14 protein-coding genes and 1 tRNA gene are annotated in these 19,360 nt (G+C 70.5%); 10 read left to right on the forward strand and 5 right to left on the reverse strand.

The window, feature by feature from the left end; all coding sequences use genetic code 11:
- Positions 1–119 precede the first annotated feature (119 nt).
- A complete protein-coding gene (gene gltB / locus AB0O01_RS14800; RefSeq protein WP_365313758.1) occupies positions 120–4,718 on the forward strand; it encodes a glutamate synthase large subunit in 4,599 nt (1,532 codons plus the stop codon).
- Positions 4,711–6,174: a glutamate synthase subunit beta gene (locus tag AB0O01_RS14805; RefSeq protein WP_365313388.1), complete on the forward strand. Its 1,464-nt coding sequence runs from the start codon at positions 4,711–4,713 to the stop codon at positions 6,172–6,174. Before gltB ends, AB0O01_RS14805 begins: the two co-directional genes overlap by 8 nt.
- A gap of 214 nt (positions 6,175–6,388) precedes the next feature.
- Here the strand turns inward: AB0O01_RS14805 and AB0O01_RS14810 are convergent, their stop codons facing one another.
- Positions 6,389–7,288 (reverse strand): hypothetical protein, encoded by a 900-nt coding sequence (locus tag AB0O01_RS14810; RefSeq protein WP_365313390.1) that lies wholly within the window; start codon positions 7,286–7,288, stop codon positions 6,389–6,391.
- A gap of 96 nt (positions 7,289–7,384) precedes the next feature.
- Here AB0O01_RS14810 and AB0O01_RS14815 point away from each other — a divergent pair, with 96 nt between their 5' ends.
- The 7 genes from AB0O01_RS14815 (at position 7,385) to pyk (ending at position 15,914) form a co-directional block, all read left to right on the forward strand.
- Positions 7,385–7,972: a GNAT family N-acetyltransferase gene (locus AB0O01_RS14815; RefSeq protein WP_365313392.1), complete on the forward strand. Its 588-nt coding sequence runs from the start codon at positions 7,385–7,387 to the stop codon at positions 7,970–7,972.
- Positions 7,973–8,160: 188 nt separating this feature from the next.
- Complete coding sequence (locus AB0O01_RS14820; protein WP_355736772.1) at positions 8,161–8,511, forward strand: chorismate mutase; 351 nt, start codon at positions 8,161–8,163, stop codon at positions 8,509–8,511.
- 161 nt (positions 8,512–8,672) lie between these two features.
- Complete coding sequence (locus AB0O01_RS14825) at positions 8,673–9,185, forward strand: response regulator (RefSeq protein ID WP_365313394.1); 513 nt, start codon at positions 8,673–8,675, stop codon at positions 9,183–9,185.
- 243 nt (positions 9,186–9,428) lie between these two features.
- Complete coding sequence (gene pepN / locus AB0O01_RS14830; RefSeq protein WP_365313395.1) at positions 9,429–11,936, forward strand: aminopeptidase N; 2,508 nt, start codon at positions 9,429–9,431, stop codon at positions 11,934–11,936.
- A 172-nt stretch (positions 11,937–12,108) separates the two neighbouring features.
- A complete protein-coding gene (locus tag AB0O01_RS14835; protein WP_365313397.1) occupies positions 12,109–13,524 on the forward strand; it encodes a SidA/IucD/PvdA family monooxygenase in 1,416 nt (471 codons plus the stop codon).
- Positions 13,525–13,649: 125 nt separating this feature from the next.
- On the forward strand, positions 13,650–14,345 hold the full coding sequence (locus AB0O01_RS14840; RefSeq protein WP_365313399.1) for an SIMPL domain-containing protein: 696 nt from the start codon (positions 13,650–13,652) through the stop codon (positions 14,343–14,345).
- A 138-nt stretch (positions 14,346–14,483) separates the two neighbouring features.
- Complete coding sequence (gene pyk, locus AB0O01_RS14845) at positions 14,484–15,914, forward strand: pyruvate kinase (RefSeq protein WP_365313400.1); 1,431 nt, start codon at positions 14,484–14,486, stop codon at positions 15,912–15,914.
- 9 nt (positions 15,915–15,923) lie between these two features.
- On the opposite strand, the gene AB0O01_RS14850 is transcribed toward pyk, so the two are convergent.
- Both AB0O01_RS14850 and AB0O01_RS14855 read right to left on the reverse strand, forming a co-directional pair.
- Positions 15,924–16,682, reverse strand: a complete 759-nt coding sequence (locus AB0O01_RS14850) for a helix-turn-helix domain-containing protein (protein WP_365313401.1) — start codon at positions 16,680–16,682, stop codon at positions 15,924–15,926.
- A 106-nt stretch (positions 16,683–16,788) separates the two neighbouring features.
- Positions 16,789–16,861: transfer RNA gene (locus AB0O01_RS14855), tRNA-Leu, on the reverse strand.
- 103 nt (positions 16,862–16,964) lie between these two features.
- On the opposite strand from AB0O01_RS14855, the gene AB0O01_RS14860 reads away from it, so the two are divergent.
- Positions 16,965–17,642, forward strand: coding sequence for a response regulator (locus tag AB0O01_RS14860; RefSeq protein ID WP_365313403.1), 678 nt, complete (start codon positions 16,965–16,967; stop codon positions 17,640–17,642).
- A gap of 82 nt (positions 17,643–17,724) precedes the next feature.
- On the opposite strand, the gene AB0O01_RS14865 is transcribed toward AB0O01_RS14860, so the two are convergent.
- Positions 17,725–18,441, reverse strand: coding sequence for an ABC transporter ATP-binding protein (locus AB0O01_RS14865; protein WP_365313404.1), 717 nt, complete (start codon positions 18,439–18,441; stop codon positions 17,725–17,727).
- Complete coding sequence (locus AB0O01_RS14870) at positions 18,438–19,358, reverse strand: ABC transporter ATP-binding protein (RefSeq protein ID WP_365313406.1); 921 nt, start codon at positions 19,356–19,358, stop codon at positions 18,438–18,440. Before AB0O01_RS14870 ends, AB0O01_RS14865 begins: the two co-directional genes overlap by 4 nt.
- Positions 19,359–19,360 lie beyond the last annotated feature (2 nt).

Raw genomic sequence — 19,360 nt, forward strand, 5'->3', positions numbered from 1 at the left:
ATGTAACCTGCACGAAATTTTGCACTCTCGCAGAGGGCCAACGTCGTCCCTCGGCACCTCCCCAGCGCGCGAAAGCCCTGGTGAGCACCCTCAGCCACATGACGACGACGGGAGAGCCGATGCGTACGCCGCACCAGCCGTCCCAGCACTCCACGACTGGCCAGAAGTGGTCCTTCATGGATGCTCGCCCTGCCGCGCAGGGACTGTACGACCCCCGGAATGAGCACGACGCGTGCGGCGTCGGATTCGTGGCCACCCTCACCGGTGAGGCCAGCCATACGCTGGTGGAACAGGCCCTGACGGTGCTGCGGAACCTGGAGCACCGCGGTGCCACCGGCTCCGAGCCGGACTCCGGCGACGGAGCCGGCATCCTCTCCCAGGTGCCCGACGCGTTCTTCCGCGAGGTGGCCGGATTCCAGCTCCCCGAGGCCGGTGCCTACGCCGTCGGTATCGCCTTCCTCCCGGAGGCCACCACCGACGCAGCCGTCTCGCATATCGAGACGATTGCCGCTGAGGAGGGCCTCACCGTCCTCGGCTGGCGCGACGTTCCCGTCGCCCCCCAGCTCCTCGGCGCCACCGCCCGCTCCACGATGCCCGTCTTCCGCCAGCTCTTCGTCAGCCAGGACGGCACCACCGGCATCGACCTGGACCGCACGGCGTTCGTGCTGCGCAAGCGCGCCGAGCGCGAGGCCGACGTGTACTTCCCGTCGCTGTCCGCGCGCACGATCGTCTACAAGGGCATGCTGACCACCGGCCAGCTCGAACCCTTCTTCCCGGACCTCTCCGACCGGCGCTTCGCCTCCGCCATCGCGCTCGTCCACTCCCGGTTCTCCACCAACACCTTCCCGTCGTGGCCGCTCGCCCACCCCTACCGGTTCGTCGCCCACAACGGCGAGATCAACACCGTCAAGGGCAACCGGAACTGGATGCGCGCCCGTGAGTCGCAGCTCGTCTCCGACGTGTTCGGCGCGCGCCCCGAGGGCCTGGAGCGGATCTTCCCGGTCTGCACCCCGGACGCCTCCGACTCCGCCTCCTTCGACGAGGTCCTGGAACTCCTCCACCTCGGCGGACGCTCCCTGCCCCACTCCGTGCTGATGATGATCCCGGAGGCGTGGGAGAACCACGACTCCATGGACCCCGCCCGCCGCGCCTTCTACCAGTTCCACGCCACCCTGATGGAGCCCTGGGACGGCCCGGCCTGCGTCACCTTCACCGACGGCACCCAGGTCGGCGCGGTCCTGGACCGCAACGGACTGCGCCCCGGCCGCTACTGGGTCACCGACGACGGCCTCGTCGTCCTCGGCTCCGAGGTCGGCGTCCTCGACATCGACCCCGCCCGGGTGGTCCGCAAGGGCCGCCTCCAGCCCGGCCGGATGTTCCTGGTGGACACCGCCGAGCACCGCATCATCGAGGACGACGAGATCAAGGCCGCCCTCGCCGCCGAGCAGCCCTACGCCGAGTGGCTGGAGGCCGGTGAGATCGAGCTGGCCGACCTGCCCGAGCGCGAGCACATCGTCCACACCCACGCCTCCGTCACCCGCCGCCAGCAGACCTTCGGCTACACCGAGGAGGAACTGCGGGTCATCATCGCCCCGATGGCCAAGTCCGGCGCCGAGCCGATCGGCTCCATGGGCACCGACTCGCCGATCGCCGCCCTCTCCGAGCGCCCCCGGCTGCTCTTCGACTACTTCACCCAGCTCTTCGCGCAGGTCACCAACCCGCCCCTGGACGCCATCCGGGAGGAACTGGTCACCTCCCTGCGCTCCCCGCTGGGCCCCTCCGCCAACCTCCTCGACCTGACCTCCGCGTCCTGTCGCACGGTCACCCTGCCCTTCCCGGTGATCGACAACGACGAGCTGGCCAAGCTCATCCACATCAACGCCGACGGCGACATGCCCGGCTTCAAGGCCGCCACCCTCTCCGGCCTCTACCGGGTGCACGGCGGCGGTGACGCGCTGGCCGCCCGCATCGAGGAGATCTGCGCCGAGGCCGACGCCGCCATCGACAACGGCGCCCGCCTCATCGTGCTCTCCGACCGGCACTCCGACGCCGAGCACGCCCCCATCCCCTCGCTGCTGCTCACCGCGGCCGTCCACCACCACCTCATCCGCACCAAGCAGCGCACCCATGTGGGCCTGCTGGTCGAGGCCGGCGATGTCCGCGAGGTCCACCATGTCGCCCTGCTCATCGGCTACGGCGCCGCCGCCGTCAACCCGTACCTGGCGATGGAGTCCGTCGAGGACCTGGTCCGGGCCGGGACGTTCCTGCCCGGCATCGAGTCCGAGCAGGCCATCCGCAACCTGATCTACGCCCTCGGCAAGGGCGTCCTGAAGGTGATGTCCAAGATGGGCATCTCCACCGTCGCCTCCTACCGCGGCGCCCAGGTCTTCGAGGCCGTCGGACTCGACCAGGCCCTCGTCGACCAGTACTTCAACGGCACCACCTCCAAGATCGGCGGCGTCGGCCTCGACGTCGTCGCCAAGGAAGTCGCCGCCCGGCACGCCAAGGCGTACCCGGCCTCCGGCATCGCGCCCGCGCACCGCGCGCTGGAGATAGGGGGCGAGTACCAGTGGCGGCGCGAGGGCGAACCGCACCTCTTCGACCCCGACACGGTCTTCCGCCTCCAGCACTCCACCCGCACCGCCCGCTACGACGTCTTCAAGCAGTACACCGAGCGCGTCAACGAGCAGTCCGAACGCCTGATGACCCTGCGCGGGCTGTTCGGCTTCACCTCCGACCGCCCGTCGATCCCCGTGGACGAGGTCGAGCCGGTCTCCGAGATCGTCAAGCGGTTCTCCACCGGAGCCATGTCCTACGGCTCCATCTCCCGCGAGGCCCACGAGACCCTCGCCATCGCCATGAACCAGCTCGGCGGCAAGTCCAACACCGGCGAGGGCGGCGAGGACCCCGAGCGCCTCTACGACCCCGCGCGCCGCTCCAGCATCAAGCAGGTCGCCTCCGGCCGCTTCGGCGTGACCAGCGAATACCTCGTCAACGCCGACGACATCCAGATCAAGATGGCGCAGGGCGCCAAGCCCGGCGAGGGCGGCCAGCTCCCCGGCCACAAGGTCTACCCCTGGGTCGCCAGGACCCGGCACTCCACCCCGGGCGTCGGCCTGATCTCCCCGCCGCCGCACCACGACATCTACTCCATCGAGGACCTCGCCCAGCTCATCCACGACCTGAAGAACGCCAACCCCCGGGCGCGCATCCACGTCAAGCTGGTCTCCGAGGTCGGCGTCGGCACCGTCGCCGCCGGGGTCTCCAAGGCGCACGCCGATGTCGTCCTGATCTCCGGGCACGACGGCGGCACCGGCGCCTCCCCGCTGACCTCCCTCAAGCACGCGGGCGGCCCCTGGGAACTGGGCCTCGCCGAGACCCAGCAGACCCTGCTGCTCAACGGGCTGCGCGACCGGATCGTCGTCCAGACCGACGGCCAGCTCAAGACCGGCCGGGACGTCGTCATCGCCGCGCTGCTCGGCGCCGAGGAGTTCGGCTTCGCCACCGCGCCGCTGGTCGTCTCCGGCTGCGTCATGATGCGCGTCTGCCACCTGGACACCTGCCCGGTCGGCATCGCCACCCAGAACCCCGTCCTGCGCGACCGGTTCGCCGGCAAGGCCGAGTACGTCGTCAACTTCTTCACCTTCATCGCCGAAGAGGTCCGCGAACTCCTCGCCGAGCTGGGCTTCCGCTCCATCGAGGAGGCCGTCGGCCACGCCGAGGTCCTCGACGTCACCCGCGCGGTCGACCACTGGAAGGCCCAGGGCCTGGACCTCGCCCCCCTCTTCCACGTCCCCGACCTGCCCGAGGGCGCCGTCCGCCACCAGCTCGTCGAGCAGGACCACGGCCTCGCCAAGGCCCTCGACAACGAGCTGATCCGGCTCGCCGCCGACGCGCTCGCCGCCGACTCGGCCGCCGACGCCCAGCCGGTGCGCGCCCAGGTCGCCATCCGCAACATCAACCGCACGGTCGGCACCATGCTCGGCCACGAGGTCACCAAGAAGTTCGGCGGCGCCGGACTCCCCGACGACACCGTCGACATCACCTTCACCGGCAGCGCAGGCCAGTCCTTCGGCGCCTTCCTCCCCCGCGGGGTCACCCTCCGCCTGGAGGGCGACGCCAACGACTACGTCGGCAAGGGCCTCTCCGGCGGCCGGGTGATCGTCCGCCCCGACCGGGGCGCCGACCACCTCGCCGAGTACTCCACCATCGCGGGCAACACCCTCGCCTACGGCGCCACCGGCGGCGAACTCTTCCTGCGCGGCAAGGTCGGCGAACGCTTCTGCGTCCGCAACTCCGGCGCGCTCGTCGTCTCCGAGGGCGTCGGCGACCACGGCTGCGAGTACATGACCGGCGGCCACGCCGTCGTCCTCGGCGAGACCGGCCGCAACTTCGCGGCGGGCATGTCCGGCGGCATCGCCTACGTCATCGACCTCGACCGGGACAACGTCAACACCGGCAACCTCGGCGCCGTCGAGCCCCTCTCCGACACCGACCGGGACTGGCTGCACGACGTGGTGCGCCGCCACGCCGAGGAGACCGGCTCCACCGTCGCCGCGAAGCTCCTCGCCGACTGGACGGCCGCCGCCGCCCGGTTCAGCAAGATCATCCCCAGCACGTACAAGGCAGTGCTCGCCGCCAAGGACGCCGCCGAGCGAGCGGGTCTCTCCGAGACCGAGATCACCGAGAAGATGATGGAGGCGGCGACCCATGGCTGACCCGAAGGGCTTCCTCAACCACGGCCGCGAGACCGCCACCTCCCGCCCGGTCGACCTCCGGCTGCGCGACTGGAACGAGGTCTACGTCCCCGGCTCCCTGCTCCCGATCATCAGCAAGCAGGCCAGCCGCTGCATGGACTGCGGCATCGCCTTCTGCCACAACGGCTGTCCGCTCGGCAACCTCATCCCCGAGTGGAACGACTACGCCTACCGCGAGGACTGGGCGGCGGCCTCCGAGCGCCTCCACGCCACCAACAACTTCCCCGAGTTCACCGGCCGCCTCTGCCCGGCGCCCTGCGAGTCCGCCTGCGTCCTCGGCATCAACCAGGCCCCCGTCACCATCAAGAACGTCGAGGTCTCCATCATCGACAAGGCGTGGGAGACCGGGGACGTGGCCCCGCAGATCCCCGAGCGCCTCTCCGGCAAGACGGTCGCCGTCATCGGCTCCGGCCCCGCCGGACTCGCCGCCGCCCAGCAGCTCACCCGGGCCGGCCACACCGTCGCCGTCTACGAGCGCGCCGACCGCGTCGGCGGCCTGCTCCGCTACGGCATCCCCGAGTTCAAGATGGAGAAGCGGCACATCAACCGCCGTATCGAGCAGATGCGCGCCGAGGGCACCCGCTTCCGCACCGGCATCGAGATCGGCCGCGACCTCAAGGCCACCGACCTCAAGAAGCGCTACGACGCCGTCGTCCTCGCCGTCGGCGCCACCACCGCCCGCGACCTGCCCGTCCCCGGCCGCGAACTCAACGGCATCCACCAGGCCATGGAGTACCTGCCCCTCGCCAACAAGGTCCAGGAGGGCGACTACGTCACGCCCCCCCTCACCGCCGAGGGCAAGCACGTCGTCGTCATCGGCGGCGGCGACACCGGCGCCGACTGCGTCGGCACCGCCCACCGCCAGGGCGCCGCCTCCGTCACCCAGCTCGAAATCATGCCCCGGCCGGGCGACGACCGGCACCCCGTCGCCCAGCCCTGGCCCACCTTCCCCCTCCTCTACAAGGTCACCTCCGCGCACGAGGAGGGCGGCGAGCGGGTCTACTCCGTCTCCACCACCCACTTCGAGGGCGACGAGGACGGCAACGTCCAGTGGCTGCACCTCGCCGAGGTCGAGTTCACCGACGGCAAGCTCGTCCAGAAGCCCGGCAGCGAGCGCCGCATCCCGGCCCAGCTCGTCACCCTCGCCATGGGCTTCACCGGCACCGACCGGGACAACGGCCTGGTCGACCAGTTCGCCCTCGACCTCGACGCCCGCGGCAACATCGCCCGCGACACCGACTACCAGACCAACGTCCCCGGTGTCTTCGTCGCCGGTGACGCGGGCCGCGGCCAGTCCCTCATCGTCTGGGCCATCGCCGAGGGCCGCTCGGCCGCCCGCGGCGTCGACCGCTTCCTGACCGGCGCGAGCGACCTCCCGGCCCCGATCCGCCCGACGGACCGCGCCCTGGCGGTCTGACCCGCTCCCCTCAAGACCTCCCGTACAACGGCGTACGGGCGGGATGTCCGGGGGACATTCCTGGGACGCTCCAGGGATGTCCCCCCGACCACCCCGCAGACGGCGTCTGCCACAGTCCCCGACCGGACCATGGGCAGGCGCCGCCTCTTGGTTTTCGGGGGGTGGGACTCCGTCGGGCTGCGGCCCCGCACAGCGAACGGCGCCCCTCAGCGCCCTATGTGTCGCACTCCAGCACCGTCCGGCACAGCGCACACCGCGCCCGTACCCGCCCCTTCACCGGCACCCGGATCCGCTGATGGCACGTCGGACACGGGAACGACACCCGCAACGGCTCCGCCCCGCCCGAGAACACGTACGGCACACCCGACCCCGACCCCGCCACCGCCGCAGCGTCCCCCCGGGCGTGTCGCCGGTCGCGCGCATAGCGCCGCCGTCCCACCCAGCCCGCCGCCGTCAGCGGCGGCTGCTCCCCGTCCCTGCGCGCGCGGGCCATGCCCTTGCCGTACGCCGTGTACGCCTGAGGGCTGGTGAACCAGGGCGAGGGGTCCTCACCGAACACCAGCGCCCGCTTGGCCAGGACGTACCCGAACTCCTCGGGCGTCAGATACCCGAGCTTCTGCGAGGACGCCGCGTCCTCCCGGTAGGCGTCCAGCAGCAGCCAGCCCGCGCCCAGATAGGCCGCCGCCGTGTCCGTGAGGATCTCGTTGTCCCGGGTGCCCGGGAACGCCAGCCCCAGACGGTGCAGATACACATGCATCGCCTCGTGCGCCAGCGCCGCCCCGATGTCCCGCCGATGCGTCCGGAAGCGGTCGTTCAGCTCGACGAAGTACTCCGGACCGGCCGTCAGTTCGATGTTCGCCGCGTGCTCCATCGTCCGGAAAGCGACGATCAGCCGCGCGTCCGGCAGCCGGTAGTGCCGCACGATCTCACGCGCCACGCGCTGGGCACCCAGATACAGATCGTCCGTGTCGGCGAACGCCACATCGGCCGACACCACACTGGTCGAGAACGTCTGGATCGTGTCGTACGACAGCCTCCTGTAGAGCGCGGTGACGGCCGCCCGCACCGTCTCCAGATGCGGATAGCCGTGTTCGACCGGTCCGTCGTTCGCCACGCCCGTACCCCCAAGACGCCGTGAACCACCCGATTCCACTGTACGGCGGCGAAAACCGGATGCCCGCCCGCGACCTCCGGAGCTACGGTCGGCCCGGTGACCCCCGACACCCCCCGAGAACGGCCCCCCGGATCCCCCGGATCCCCCGGATCTCCCGGATCCCCTGGATCCCCTGGATCTCCCGACGGCCCTGACAGCCTCGCGGGCCGCGCCGCCCCACCCGCCGCCCCGGACGGCCCCGGCAGCCCCACCCTGCGCGTCGGCGGCCCCGACGAGGCCCTCCAGCAGTGGCTGGACGACGAGCTGACCGCGTTCAACGACCGCGCCGCCGCCGTCCCCCCGCCCGAGGACTTCTCCGTCGCCCTCACCGCCCCCGGCGGCGAGCGGATCGGCGGCCTCACCGGATGGGTGTGGGGCGGACTGTGCGCCGTGGAGATGCTCTGGGTGCGCGAGGACCGCCGCCACGAGGGCTGGGGGAGCCGACTCGTGCGCGCCGCCGAGACGGAGGCCGTCCGGCGCGGCTGCACCGACCTCACCGTCTCCACGTACACCTTCCAGGCCCCCGACTTCTACCCGGCGCTCGGCTTCCGGGAGCGCGGCCGGGTCGACGGCGTACCGGGCGGGCACCAGGACGTGTACTTCCACAAGCCCATCGGACCGGAACGAACGGACCAAGCAGACTGAACGGACCAAGCAGACCGAGCAGACCGAACGGATCGAGCAGCCGCCCCGCCCCTTACCCACCCCCACCGCCCCCATCCGGCCACCCCACCCCCCGAACCCACCCCTCCTGAGACAACCCTGTCCACCCCCTGGGACGATCCCCCGCCGCCCCGCCTCCCGCCCACCCCCGGCACGTAGGGTGTGCGGTCATGACCACCAGCAACACCGGTACCGGAGACGTCGACCCCGCCGTGCGCGAGGAACTCGCCCGGCTGCGCGACAGCATCGACAACATCGACGCCGCGGTCGTCCACATGCTCGCCGAACGCTTCAAGGCCACCCAGCAGGTGGGCCACCTCAAGGCCATCCACCAGCTCCCCCCGGCCGACCCCGAGCGCGAGGCCCGGCAGATCGAGCGGCTCAGAGCCCTCGCCGGAAACGCCAAACTCGACCCGGCATTCGCTGAGAAGTTCCTCAATTTCATCATCGCCGAGGTGATCCGCCACCACGAGCGGATCGCCGAGGACACCGTCGCCGCCCAGCCCGACCAGCCCCGCTGACCTCGAACGACGGCCCGCCGACCCGACCGGCGGGCCCGCGCGGGCACCGCGCACCCGGACGAGGCGTTTCTCTCATCGAACACTCCTCGTCAAGGAGCGAGTACTCCCCGTAGGGTGGGGGCGCATAAGGTGGGGGTCCAGGTTGGAGGGGAGGCCCGGCCATGGAGTCGCAAGCCAGCATCCTCATCGTCGGCGACCACAACGACACGCTGTACGCACTGGAGAGCGCGCTCGCCCCGCTCGACCGCCCGCTCGTCCGGGCCACCAGCGGCGACGAAGCACTCAAACAGCTCCTGCGCGGCGGCATCGGACTGCTGCTGCTCGACGTCCGCACCCCAGGCGCCGACAGCCTGGACATCGTGCGCTATCTCCGCGGACCGGAACAGACCCAGCACATCCCGGTCATCCTGCTCACCGGCCTCGACCCCGACCAGGAACTCACCGCCGCCGCCGACGACCTCGGCGTCGCCGACCTCCTCGTCAAACCCATCGACCCCCGAGCCCTGCGCACCAAGGTCCGCTACCTCTACGACGCCCACGAACGCCACCGCGCACTGAAGCGCGAGATAAGCGAACTGCGCGCCGCCCGCCCCCGCCCGAGCGGACTGCACGACCGCTCCCGCCCCGGCCGTGTCCCCGCACCCCGCGAGATCCCGAGAGCCACCTCCGCCTGAACTCCGCCCGCACCACCCGGGAACCGAACTTCGCCCGCACCACCCGGCAACCTGACCGCCGCGCCCGCACCACCCGGGAACCTGAACTCCGCCCGCACCATCCGGGAACGCGACCGCCGCCCCCACCCCCCGGCAACCCGACCGCCGCCCGTACCACCCCGGAAGCCGGAGCGCAGGTCGCGATCCGGGCACGAACCGGGCCGCCCCTGTGCGATGTCAGTGCCATCGGGCAGCATGGCACGCATGTCCGTTCTCTCGCGCGACGAAGCGCAGACCCGTGCACAGCTCCTCGACGTCCAGCGGTACGCGATCGACCTCGATCTGACCACCGGGGACGAGACCTTCGACTCCCGTACCGTGATCCATTTCAGCACCCGCACGGACGCGGACACCTTCATCGAGCTGAAGCCCGCACAGCTTCGGACCGCCACCCTCGACGGACACCCCCTCGACCCCGAGACCCTCGACGGCAACCGGCTCCCCCTGAACAACCTCCCCGCCGGCCCGCACGAACTGCGCATCGACGCCGCCATGCGCTACTCCCGCACCGGCGAGGGCATGCACCGCTTCACCGACCCCAGCGACGACGAGACCTACGTCTACACCCAGCTCTTCCTGGACGACGTCCAGCGCGTCTTCGCCGCCTTCGACCAACCCGACCTCAAGGCCGCCGTCGAGGTGACCGTCACCGCCCCCGAAGGCTGGACCGTCCTCGCCAACGGCATCACCGAGCAGCAGGCCGACGGCCGCTGGCGGGCCGCCCCCACCCCGCCCATCTCCACCTACCTCGTCGCCGTCGCCGCCGGCCCCTGGCACTCGGTCCGCACCGAGCACCGCGGCCTCCCCTTCGGCATCCACTGCCGCCGCTCGCTGGGCCCCTACCTCGACACCGACGCCGACGAACTGCTGGAGATCACCCGCCAGTGCTTCGACCGCTACCACGAGAAGTTCGAGGAGCCCTACCCCTTCGACTCCTACGACCAGGCGTTCGTCCCCGAGTTCAACGCCGGCGCCATGGAGAACCCCGGCCTCGTCACCTTCCGCGACGAATTCGTCTACCGCTCCGCCGTCACCGACACCGAGCGCCAGACCCGCGCCATGGTCATCGCCCACGAGATGGCCCACATGTGGTTCGGCGACCTCGTCACCCTCACCTGGTGGGACGACATCTGGCTCAACGAGTCCTTCGCCGAGTACATGGGCTACCAGACCCTCGTCGAGGCCACCCGCTTCACCGACACCTGGACCGACTTCGGCGTCGTCCGCAAGGGCTGGGGCTACGACGCCGACCAGCGCCCCTCCACCCACCCCGTCGCCCCCGAAGCCGTCCCCGACACCGCCTCCGCCCTCCTCAACTTCGACGGCATCTCCTACGCCAAGGGCGCCTCCGCCCTGCGCCAGCTCGTCGCCTGGCTCGGCGAGAAGGACTTCCTCGCCGGCATCAACACCCACTTCGCCCGGCACCGGTTCGCCAACGCCACCCTCGCCGACTTCATCGACTCCCTCGCCCACACCACCGACCGCGACGTCCACGCCTGGGCCGACGCCTGGCTCCGCACCACCGGCGTCGACACCCTCGTCCCCCGCGTCACCCGCGGCGACAACGGCATCTGCACCCTCACCGTCGACCGCACCGGCACCCGCCCCCACCGCATCGCCGTCGGCCTCTACGACCTCGACCCCGCCGACGACGAGGGCCGCCTCGTCCTGCGCGACCGCCGCGACCTCGACCTCCCGCAGACCGCCCCCGAACCCATCGGCAAACGCCCCGCACTGCTCCTCCTCAACGACGGCGACCTCAGCTACGCCAAGGTCCGCTTCGACCCCGCCTCCTTCACCACCGTCCGCGAACGCCTCTCCGGCCTGCCCCGGCCGCTCACCCGCGCGGTGGTGTGGAACGCCCTCAGGGACGCCGTCCGCGACGGCGAACTCGCGCCCACCGCCTACCTGGACACCGCCCGCACCCACCTCCCCCGCGAGACCGACCTCGCCCTCGTCCAGGGCGTCCTCGCCTTCGCCGCCACCCAGATCGCCGGCCGCTACCTCCCCCCCGACGCCCGCCCCGACGCCCTCGCCACCCTGGGCGCCCTCTGCCGCGACCTCATCCGCCGCACCGAGGACGGCTCCCACCCCGGCCTGCGCCTCATCGCCGTACGCCACTTCATCGACGTCGCCACCCGCCCCGACGCCCTCGCCGCCTGGCTCGCCGACGGCACCGTCCCCGGCGGACCCGAACTGGACCCCGAGCTGCGCTGGCGCATCCTCGCCCGCCTCGCCGTCCTCGGCGCCACCGACGAGACCACCATCGCCGCCGAACTCGACCGCGACCCCAGCGCCACCGGCCAGGAAGGCGCCGCCCGCTGCCGCGCCGCCCTCCCCGACCCCGAGGCCAAGGCCGCCGCCTGGTCCGCCCTGTTCACCGCCGACGACCTCTCCAACTACCTCTTCACCGCCACCGCCCAGGGCTTCTGGCAGCCCGAACAGGCCGACCTGCTGACCCCGTACGTCCCCCGCTTCTACGAGGACGCCGTCACCCTCGCCGCCCGCCGCGGCCCCGCCATCGCCGACGCCGCCGGCCGCTGGGCCTTCCCCGGCCCCGCCGTCGACCCCGAGAACCTCCGACTCGGCCGCGCCTGCCTCGACACCGCCGACCTCACCCCGGCCCTGCGCCGCAAACTGGTCGACCAACTCGACGACCTCGAGCGAGCCCTGCGCGTCCGCGCCACAACGACACCCACCACACCCCACTGACCGACCACCCCCCGCACCCCACTGACCGACCACCCACCACACCCCACGGACCCACCCCCACCAGGCCCACCACCACCTCCCCTACCCCGTTCGGGTCCGATCCCGCGTTTTCCGGGCGCGGCAGCGCACAGCCCCCTCAAGCTGGAGCCCCGCTGCCCGCCCGGAGGTCCCCATGCCCACCCCACCCCCCACCCCCGACCCCACCACCCCCCGCGACCTCGTGGGCATCGGCATCGGCCCCTTCAACCTCTCCCTCGCCGCCCTCGCCCACCCCCTCACCGAACTGGACGCCGTCTTCTACGACCAGCGCCCCGCCTTCCACTGGCACCCCGGCCTGCTGATCGACGGCACCACCCTCCAGGTCCCCTTCCTCGCCGACCTCGTCACCCTCGCCGACCCCGCCAGCCCCTGGACCTTCCTCAACCACCTCCGCGCCCGCGACCGCCTCTACCCCTTCTACTTCGCCGAGCGCTTCCACATCCAGCGCGCCGAATACGACGCCTACTGCCGCTGGGTCGCCGAGAACCTCCCCGCACTCCGCTTCGGCCACCAGGTCGACGCCGTCCGCTGGAACCCCGAACGCGATGTCTTCGAAGTCGACCACACCCAGCTCGACACCGACGGCGAGGCCGAGGCCCTCGGCCGCACCTACACCCGCAACATCGTCCTCGGCATCGGCACCGAACCCCACATCCCCGACCCCCTCCGCCCCCTCGTCGACGCCCCCGCCGTCCCCGTCCTGCACTCCGCCGACTACCTCGACCACCGCGACGCCCTGCTCACCGCCGGACATGTCACCGTCATCGGCTCCGGCCAGTCCGGCGCCGAAGTCTTCCTCGACCTGCTCCGCCACCGCCCCGCCGGCCGCGAACAACTCCACTGGCTGGGCCGCACCGAGGCGTTCGCACCCATGGAGTACTCCAAACTCGGCCTCGAACACTTCACCCCCGACTACACCCGCTACTTCCACGCCCTCGCCGAACCCGTCCGCGACCGCCTCACCACCACCCAGTGGCAACTCCACAAGGGCATCGACGCCGACACCCTCGCCGCCATCCACGACGAGCTGTACCGCCGCACCCTGCACGGCGGCTGGCCCGACGCCGTCCTCACCCCCGGCGTCCGCGTCCGCACCGCCGGCCGGATCGCCACCACCAAGGTCGAACTCCACCTCGAACACCTCCAGCAGGGCACCCGCTCCCGCCTCACCACCGACGCCGTCGTCCTCGCCACCGGCTACCGCGAACGCCCCCTCGACCGCATCCTCGCCGGACTCGACCCCTATCTGCGCCGCGACAGCCGCGACCGCCTCCGCGTCGACCCCGACCACCGCCTCGTCCTCGACCCCTCCGTCACCGGCTCCGTCCACGTCCAGAACGCCGAGACCCACACCCACGGCGTCGGCACCCCCGACCTCGGCCTCGCCGCCTGGCGCAGCGCCACCATCCTCAACGCCCTCACCGGCAAGGACACCTACCCCCTGCCCCACCGCACCGCCTTCACCACCTTCGGCCTCCAACAGCACCAGCCCCGCATCCCGTCCGCCCGCACCCCCCGCACCCTCACCCCCCTGACGGACGGAATCTGACCACTCCCCCCCGCACCTCACACCCATCAGCACCCTCGCAGACTGCGACCCGACGACCAGGCCCCGAAACCCCTGAAATCCCCGAAACCCCCGGAGCCCCCACCCGAACTGACACAGTGGGACCCATGACCACACCCGGCCCCGGCCCCCTCCCCTACGGCACCCCCGACGCCCCCCGCATCGCCGTCCGCGGCGAAGCCCACCTCGACGTCGACCCCGAGATCGCCCGCATCGGCATCACCGTCACCGCCCGAGGACGCGACCGCCGCACCGCCCTCGACGACCTCACCCACCGCAACACCACCGTCCTCGACCTCGTCAAGTCCTACGGCGACGCCGTCGAACGCCTCGAAACCGGCGCCCTCTCCCTCACCCCCCACCTCGCCAAAGGCCGCGGCGAACGCGTCCGCACCTACCAGGGCACCGTCCACCTCACCGCCGAACTCACCGACTTCACCGCCCTCGGCGAACTCACCACCCGCCTCGCCGACCTCGACCTCACCCGCGTCGACGGCCCCTGGTGGTCCCTGCGCCCCGACTCACCCGCCCACCGCGACGCCCGCCGCCGCGCCGTCCACGAAGCCGTCCAGCGCGCCCGCGAATACGCCGAAGCCCTCGGCACCACCCTCGCCGCCCTCGTCGAACTCGCCGACACCGGCGCCGAAACCCCCCAGCCCTACGCCCCCGGCCCCATGCGCAGCGTCGCCTACGCCGCAGGCGCCGAGGACGCCTCCACCGCCCCCCTCGACCTCGAACCCCAGCGCCAGCACATCTACGCCACCGTCAACGCCCGCTTCACCATGAACCCCCCCACCCTCTGACCACCACACCACCCCGAAATGCTCACCAGAGCGCCCCGGCGCACACTCCAATACTTGTCAACACCCCTTCACCCAAAGGTGGTTGGGTAGTCATCCCCGACCAAATACCTACCCACCGGTAAGCAATAGGCTCGAAACATGCGCCGAGCAAAAATCGTCTGCACCCTGGGCCCCGCCACCGACTCCTACGACCAGATCAAGGCACTGGTCGAAGCCGGAATGGACGTAGCCCGCTTCAACCTCAGCCACGGCACCCACGCCGACCACGAGGAACGCTACCGGCGCGTCCGCAAGGCCGCCGACGAGACCGGCCGCAGCGTCGGCCTCCTCGCCGACCTCCAGGGCCCGAAGATCCGCCTCGGCCGCTTCACCGAAGGCCCCGTACTCCTCGAACGCGGAGACACCTTCACCATCACCGTCGAACCCGACGCCCCCGGCGACCGCGACATCTGCGGCACCACCTACCACGGCCTCGCCACCGACGTCACCCCCGGCGAACGCATCCTCGTCGACGACGGCAAAGTCTGCCTCGAAGTCACCGCCGTCGACGGCCCCCGCGTCCACACCACCGTCCTCGAAGGCGGCATGGTCTCCGACCACAAGGGCCTCAACCTCCCCGGCGTCGCCGTCTCCGTCCCCGCCCTCAGCGACAAGGACGAGAACGACCTCCGCTGGGCCCTGCGCACCGGCTTCGACATCATCGCCCTCTCCTTCGTCCGCAGCGGACGCGACGCCGACGACGTCCACCGCATCATGACCGAGGAAGGCCGACGGCTCCCCGTCATCGCCAAAGTCGAAAAACCCCAGGCCGTCGACGCCATCGACGACATCGTCGCCGCCTTCGACGGCATCATGGTCGCCCGCGGCGACCTCGGCGTCGAAATGCCCCTCGAACAGGTCCCCATCGTCCAGAAACGCGCCATCAAACTCGCCAGGCGCAACGCCAAACCCGTCATCGTCGCCACCCAGATGCTCGACTCGATGATCGACAACTCCCGCCCCACCCGCGCCGAAGCCAGCGACGTCGCCAACGCCGTCATCGACGGCACCGACGCCGTCATGCTCTCCGGCGAGACCAGCGTCGGCAAATACCCCATCGAAACCGTCCGCACCATGGCCAAAATCGTCGAAGCGGCCGAAGAAGACCTCCTCGCCAAAGGACTCCCACCCCTCACCGACAACAACAAACCCCGCACCCAGGGCGGCGCCGTCGCCCGCGCCGCCGCCGAAATGGGCGACTTCCTCGGCGCCACATTCCTCGTCGCCTTCACCCAGTCCGGCGACACCGCCCGCCGCCTCTCCCGCTACCGCTCCCCGATCCCCCTCCTCGCCTTCACCCCCGACCCCGCCACCCGCTCCCAGCTCAGCCTCACCTGGGGCATCGAAACCTTCCTCGGCCCCCACGTCGACTCCACCGACGCCATGGTCGACCAGGTGGACGAACTCCTCACCCACCACGCCCGCTGCGCCCCCGGCGACACGGTGGTGATCACCGCCGGTTCCCCACCCGGGGTCTCCGGGACGACGAACCTGGTGCGGGTGCATCACATCGGGGAGTCCAGCGGCTGAGCGATCCGCTCAGTACTTGGGGCCGACGTGGGCGTCCATAAGGGCGACGGAGGCTTTGCGGGCTACGGAGATGTTCCGGCTGTTGGCCTGCCGCCAGGCGACACCGACGCTGTCCAGCGTCGCGGTGAACAGGCCCAGGATGTCGGCCGACGTGTTGGTGAAGAAGTACCGGGGATACTCGTAGCGCTTCCGCTCCCCGCCGATCACGCGCGTAGTCCAGTTCGTCGTCCGGCAGCCGTCGGAGTGGATGAGGCCACGGATGAACTCCCAGGGGTGCGTGTCGACGATCTCCTGCTGCCAGGGTTCGAGGGCGATAGGGCGCTCGTGCTTCTTCCCGGGGCCGTGCTGAGGGAAGAGGCAGGGCCAGTGCTTGCTGGTGGAAACGACCGCGTAGGCGCCCTGCTTCCGCTCGCGGAAGATGCTGTTCATCGGTCGCACCGCGCGGAGCGCCTTCTCGCACGCCTCGATGACCCCGGGCCAAGCCCTGTCCAGAACGATCCGCATCGAGTGGACGCCGCGTCGGTGCGCGCTGATGCAGCCGTCGCCGAGGTAGAGGCCCAGGAGATACGCGTACGCGGGCGCGTCCTCGGGCGGGCCCGGCTGTGTCCTGCACCGGGGGCACGGGATACCGCCGCGTTTCGGCTGGATACGGGTCTGCCAGGACCGGATCGCCGACCGGGAGATCCCGGTCTCGTTGCTGACCGAGTTCAGGCTGCGTCCCTGCGCCAGGAGGGCCAGCGCTCGCTCGCGTGTGCTGAGGTCGTACATGTGATCACGATGAGGGAGTGAACGCCCCGACGCGCAGCGAAAAGCGGATGTTCACGAGAACGTGGACATCCGCTTTCCATTGGCAATCTTGGAATCGAAGGCAAAGTGCCCCGGGTGGGATTCGAACCCACACTGAATGGTGTTTGAGACCATGGCCTCTACCCTTGGGCTACCGGAGCTTCTTCAAACCGAAGGTTATCGTAACCCCTTGGTGACTCAAACATACAGGAGCTAGGTACGCTCTTGGCAGCAGTATCTCCCTGCCCCGAACGAGGAGCCCGAGTGACCTCCCCCGAGTCGCCCCAGCCCGCAGACGCGCCCGACGACGACAAGTCGCACGTGCCTCCGCTGACGACCCGTGTCGTCATCGCCGAGGACGAGGCCCTGATCCGGCTCGACCTCAAAGAGATGCTGGAGGAGGAGGGCTACTCCGTCGTCGGTGAGGCCGGGGACGGGGAGCAGGCGGTGGAGCTGGCCCGTGAGCTGCGGCCCGATCTGGTGATCCTCGATGTGAAGATGCCCCGGCTCGACGGGATCTCCGCGGCGGAGAAGATCGGCGAGGAGGGCATCGCGCCGGTGCTGATGCTGACCGCGTTCTCGCAGCGCGATCTGGTGGAGCGGGCGCGGGACGCGGGGGCGATGGCGTATCTGGTGAAGCCGTTCAGCAAGAGTGATGTCGTCCCGGCGATCGAGATGGCTGTCTCGCGGTACACGCAGCTCAAGGAGCTGGAGAAGGAGGTCGCGGACCTCGCGCAGCGGCTGGAGACGCGGAAGCTGGTGGATCGGGCGAAGTCGATTCTTCAGACGGAGTACGGGTTGAGTGAGCCGGCTGCGTTCCGTTGGATCCAGAAGACGTCGATGGATCGGCGGATGTCGATGCAGCAGGTGGCGGAGGCTGTGATCGAGGATGCGGCGGAGAAGAAGGCGGCGAAGGCGAGGGAGGGCGGCGGTCAGGGCTGAGTCCTGGGTGTCGATGGTGTGCGGCGAGGCCCGCGCCCCCGGGTGGGGGTGCGGGCCTCGTGGTGGTGGTGGGGTGTTCGGGTCAGTCCTCGCCGAGGTACGCCTTGCGGACGGATTCGTCGTGCAGGAGGTCCTGGCCGGTGCCGGAGAGGACGATGCTGCCGACCTCCATGACGTGGCCGTGGTCGGCGAGGGAGAGGGCGGCCTGGGCGTTCTGTTCGACCAGGAGGATGGTGGTGCCCTGGGTCTTGAGTTCGGCGATGGTGGACATGATCTTCTGCATCATGATGGGGGAGAGTCCCATGGAGGGTTCGTCCAGCATGAGCAGTTTCGGCTGGGACATCAGGGCGCGGCCCATGGCGAGCATTTGCTGTTCGCCGCCGGAGAGGGTGCCGGCGGCTTGTTTGCGGCGTTCTCCGAGGATGGGGAAGAGGTCGTAGGCGCGTTGGATGTCTTTGTCGATGCCGGGTTTGTCGGTGCGGAGGAAGGCGCCGAGGCGGAGGTTGTCCTCGATGGTCATGCGGGGGAAGATGTGGCGGCCTTCGGGGGAGTGGGCGAGGCCGAGGGCGACGATTTCGTGGGCGGGGGTTTTCTTGAGGGATTTGCCGTTGAAGCGGATGTGGCCGCCGGCGGGTTTGAGGAGGCCGGAGAGGGTGCGCAGGGTGGTGGTTTTGCCTGCGCCGTTGGTGCCGATGAGGGTGAGGACCTCGCCGGCCTCGACCTTGAACGAGATGCCTTTGACGGCTTCGATCTTGCCGTAGGCGACTCGGAGGTCTTCGACTTCGAGGAGTGCGGTCATCGGTCGTTCTCCTTGGCCGGCGGGGTGTCGGCGGGTTCGGCCGGGGTGTGGGCGGCTTCCGCTTCGGCGGCTGCTTCGGCCGCTTCGACTTCGGCCACTTCGGCGGCGCCGGGGGCGTCGTCGAAGGGTTCGCCGAGGTAGGCGGCGACGACCCGTTCGTCGCCTTGGACGGTGGTGCTGTCGCCTTCGACGAGTTTTTCGCCCTGGACGAGGACGGCGACGCGGTCGCAGAGGTTGAAGATGAATCGCATGTCGTGCTCGATGACGAGGACGGCGATGCCCTTGTCGCGGATGGCGAAGACGAGTTCCTCGGTGGCGCGGGTCTCCTGGGGGTTCATTCCGGCGGTGGGTTCGTCGAGGAGGAGGAGGCCGGGTTCGCTGGCGAGGGCGCGGGCGATTTCCAGTTTGCGTTGTTCGCCGTAGGGGAGGTTGCGGGCGAGGTGTTCGGCTTTGGGGGCGAGGCCGACGAATTCGAGGAGTTCCATGGCGCGGGCGCGGGAGGCGGCTTCTGCTCTGTGGAAGCCGGGGCCGCGCAGGAGGGCGGACCAGAGTCCTTCTTTGGTGCGGGTGTGGCGGCCGACGAGGACGTTTTCCAGGACGGTCATGTTGGCGAAGAGGCGGATGTTCTGGAAGGTGCGGGCGATGCCTGCGGCGGTGACCTTGAAGGATTTGGGGGGGAGGACGGTGCCTTTGTAGCGGACTTCGCCTTCGGTGGGGATGTAGAGGCCGGTGAGGCAGTTGAAGAAGGTGGTTTTTCCGGCGCCGTTGGGGCCGATGAGGCCGACGATTTCTCCGGTGTTGACCTGGAGGTCGACGGAGCGTACGGCGGTGAGGCCGCCGAAGCGCATGGTGACGCCGCGGGCGTCGAGGACGGTCTGGCCGGTCTGGCCGGTGGTGGTCTGGGTGGTGGTTGTCATGG

Origin of the sequence: Streptomyces sp. NPDC093252 (assembly GCF_040683675.1) — a bacterium.
Taxonomy (GTDB): Bacteria; Actinomycetota; Actinomycetes; order Streptomycetales; family Streptomycetaceae; genus Streptomyces.

Excerpts from the sequence above, each read along its gene's own strand:
- pepN (WP_365313395.1), top strand. The coding sequence starts at position 9,429 with ATGTCCGTTCTCTCGCGCGACGAAGCGCAGACCCGTGCACAGCTCCTC.
- AB0O01_RS14870 (WP_365313406.1), bottom strand. The coding sequence starts at position 19,358 with ATGACAACCACCACCCAGACCACCACCGGCCAGACCGGCCAGACCGTC.
- AB0O01_RS14825 (WP_365313394.1), top strand. The coding sequence starts at position 8,673 with ATGGAGTCGCAAGCCAGCATCCTCATCGTCGGCGACCACAACGACACG.
- AB0O01_RS14835 (WP_365313397.1), top strand. The coding sequence starts at position 12,109 with ATGCCCACCCCACCCCCCACCCCCGACCCCACCACCCCCCGCGACCTC.
- AB0O01_RS14840 (WP_365313399.1), top strand. The coding sequence starts at position 13,650 with ATGACCACACCCGGCCCCGGCCCCCTCCCCTACGGCACCCCCGACGCC.
- AB0O01_RS14805 (WP_365313388.1), top strand. The coding sequence starts at position 4,711 with ATGGCTGACCCGAAGGGCTTCCTCAACCACGGCCGCGAGACCGCCACC.
- AB0O01_RS14850 (WP_365313401.1), bottom strand. The coding sequence starts at position 16,682 with ATGTACGACCTCAGCACACGCGAGCGAGCGCTGGCCCTCCTGGCGCAG.
- gltB (WP_365313758.1), top strand. The coding sequence starts at position 120 with ATGCGTACGCCGCACCAGCCGTCCCAGCACTCCACGACTGGCCAGAAG.
- AB0O01_RS14865 (WP_365313404.1), bottom strand. The coding sequence starts at position 18,441 with ATGACCGCACTCCTCGAAGTCGAAGACCTCCGAGTCGCCTACGGCAAG.
- AB0O01_RS14820 (WP_355736772.1), top strand. The coding sequence starts at position 8,161 with ATGACCACCAGCAACACCGGTACCGGAGACGTCGACCCCGCCGTGCGC.
- pyk (WP_365313400.1), top strand. The coding sequence starts at position 14,484 with ATGCGCCGAGCAAAAATCGTCTGCACCCTGGGCCCCGCCACCGACTCC.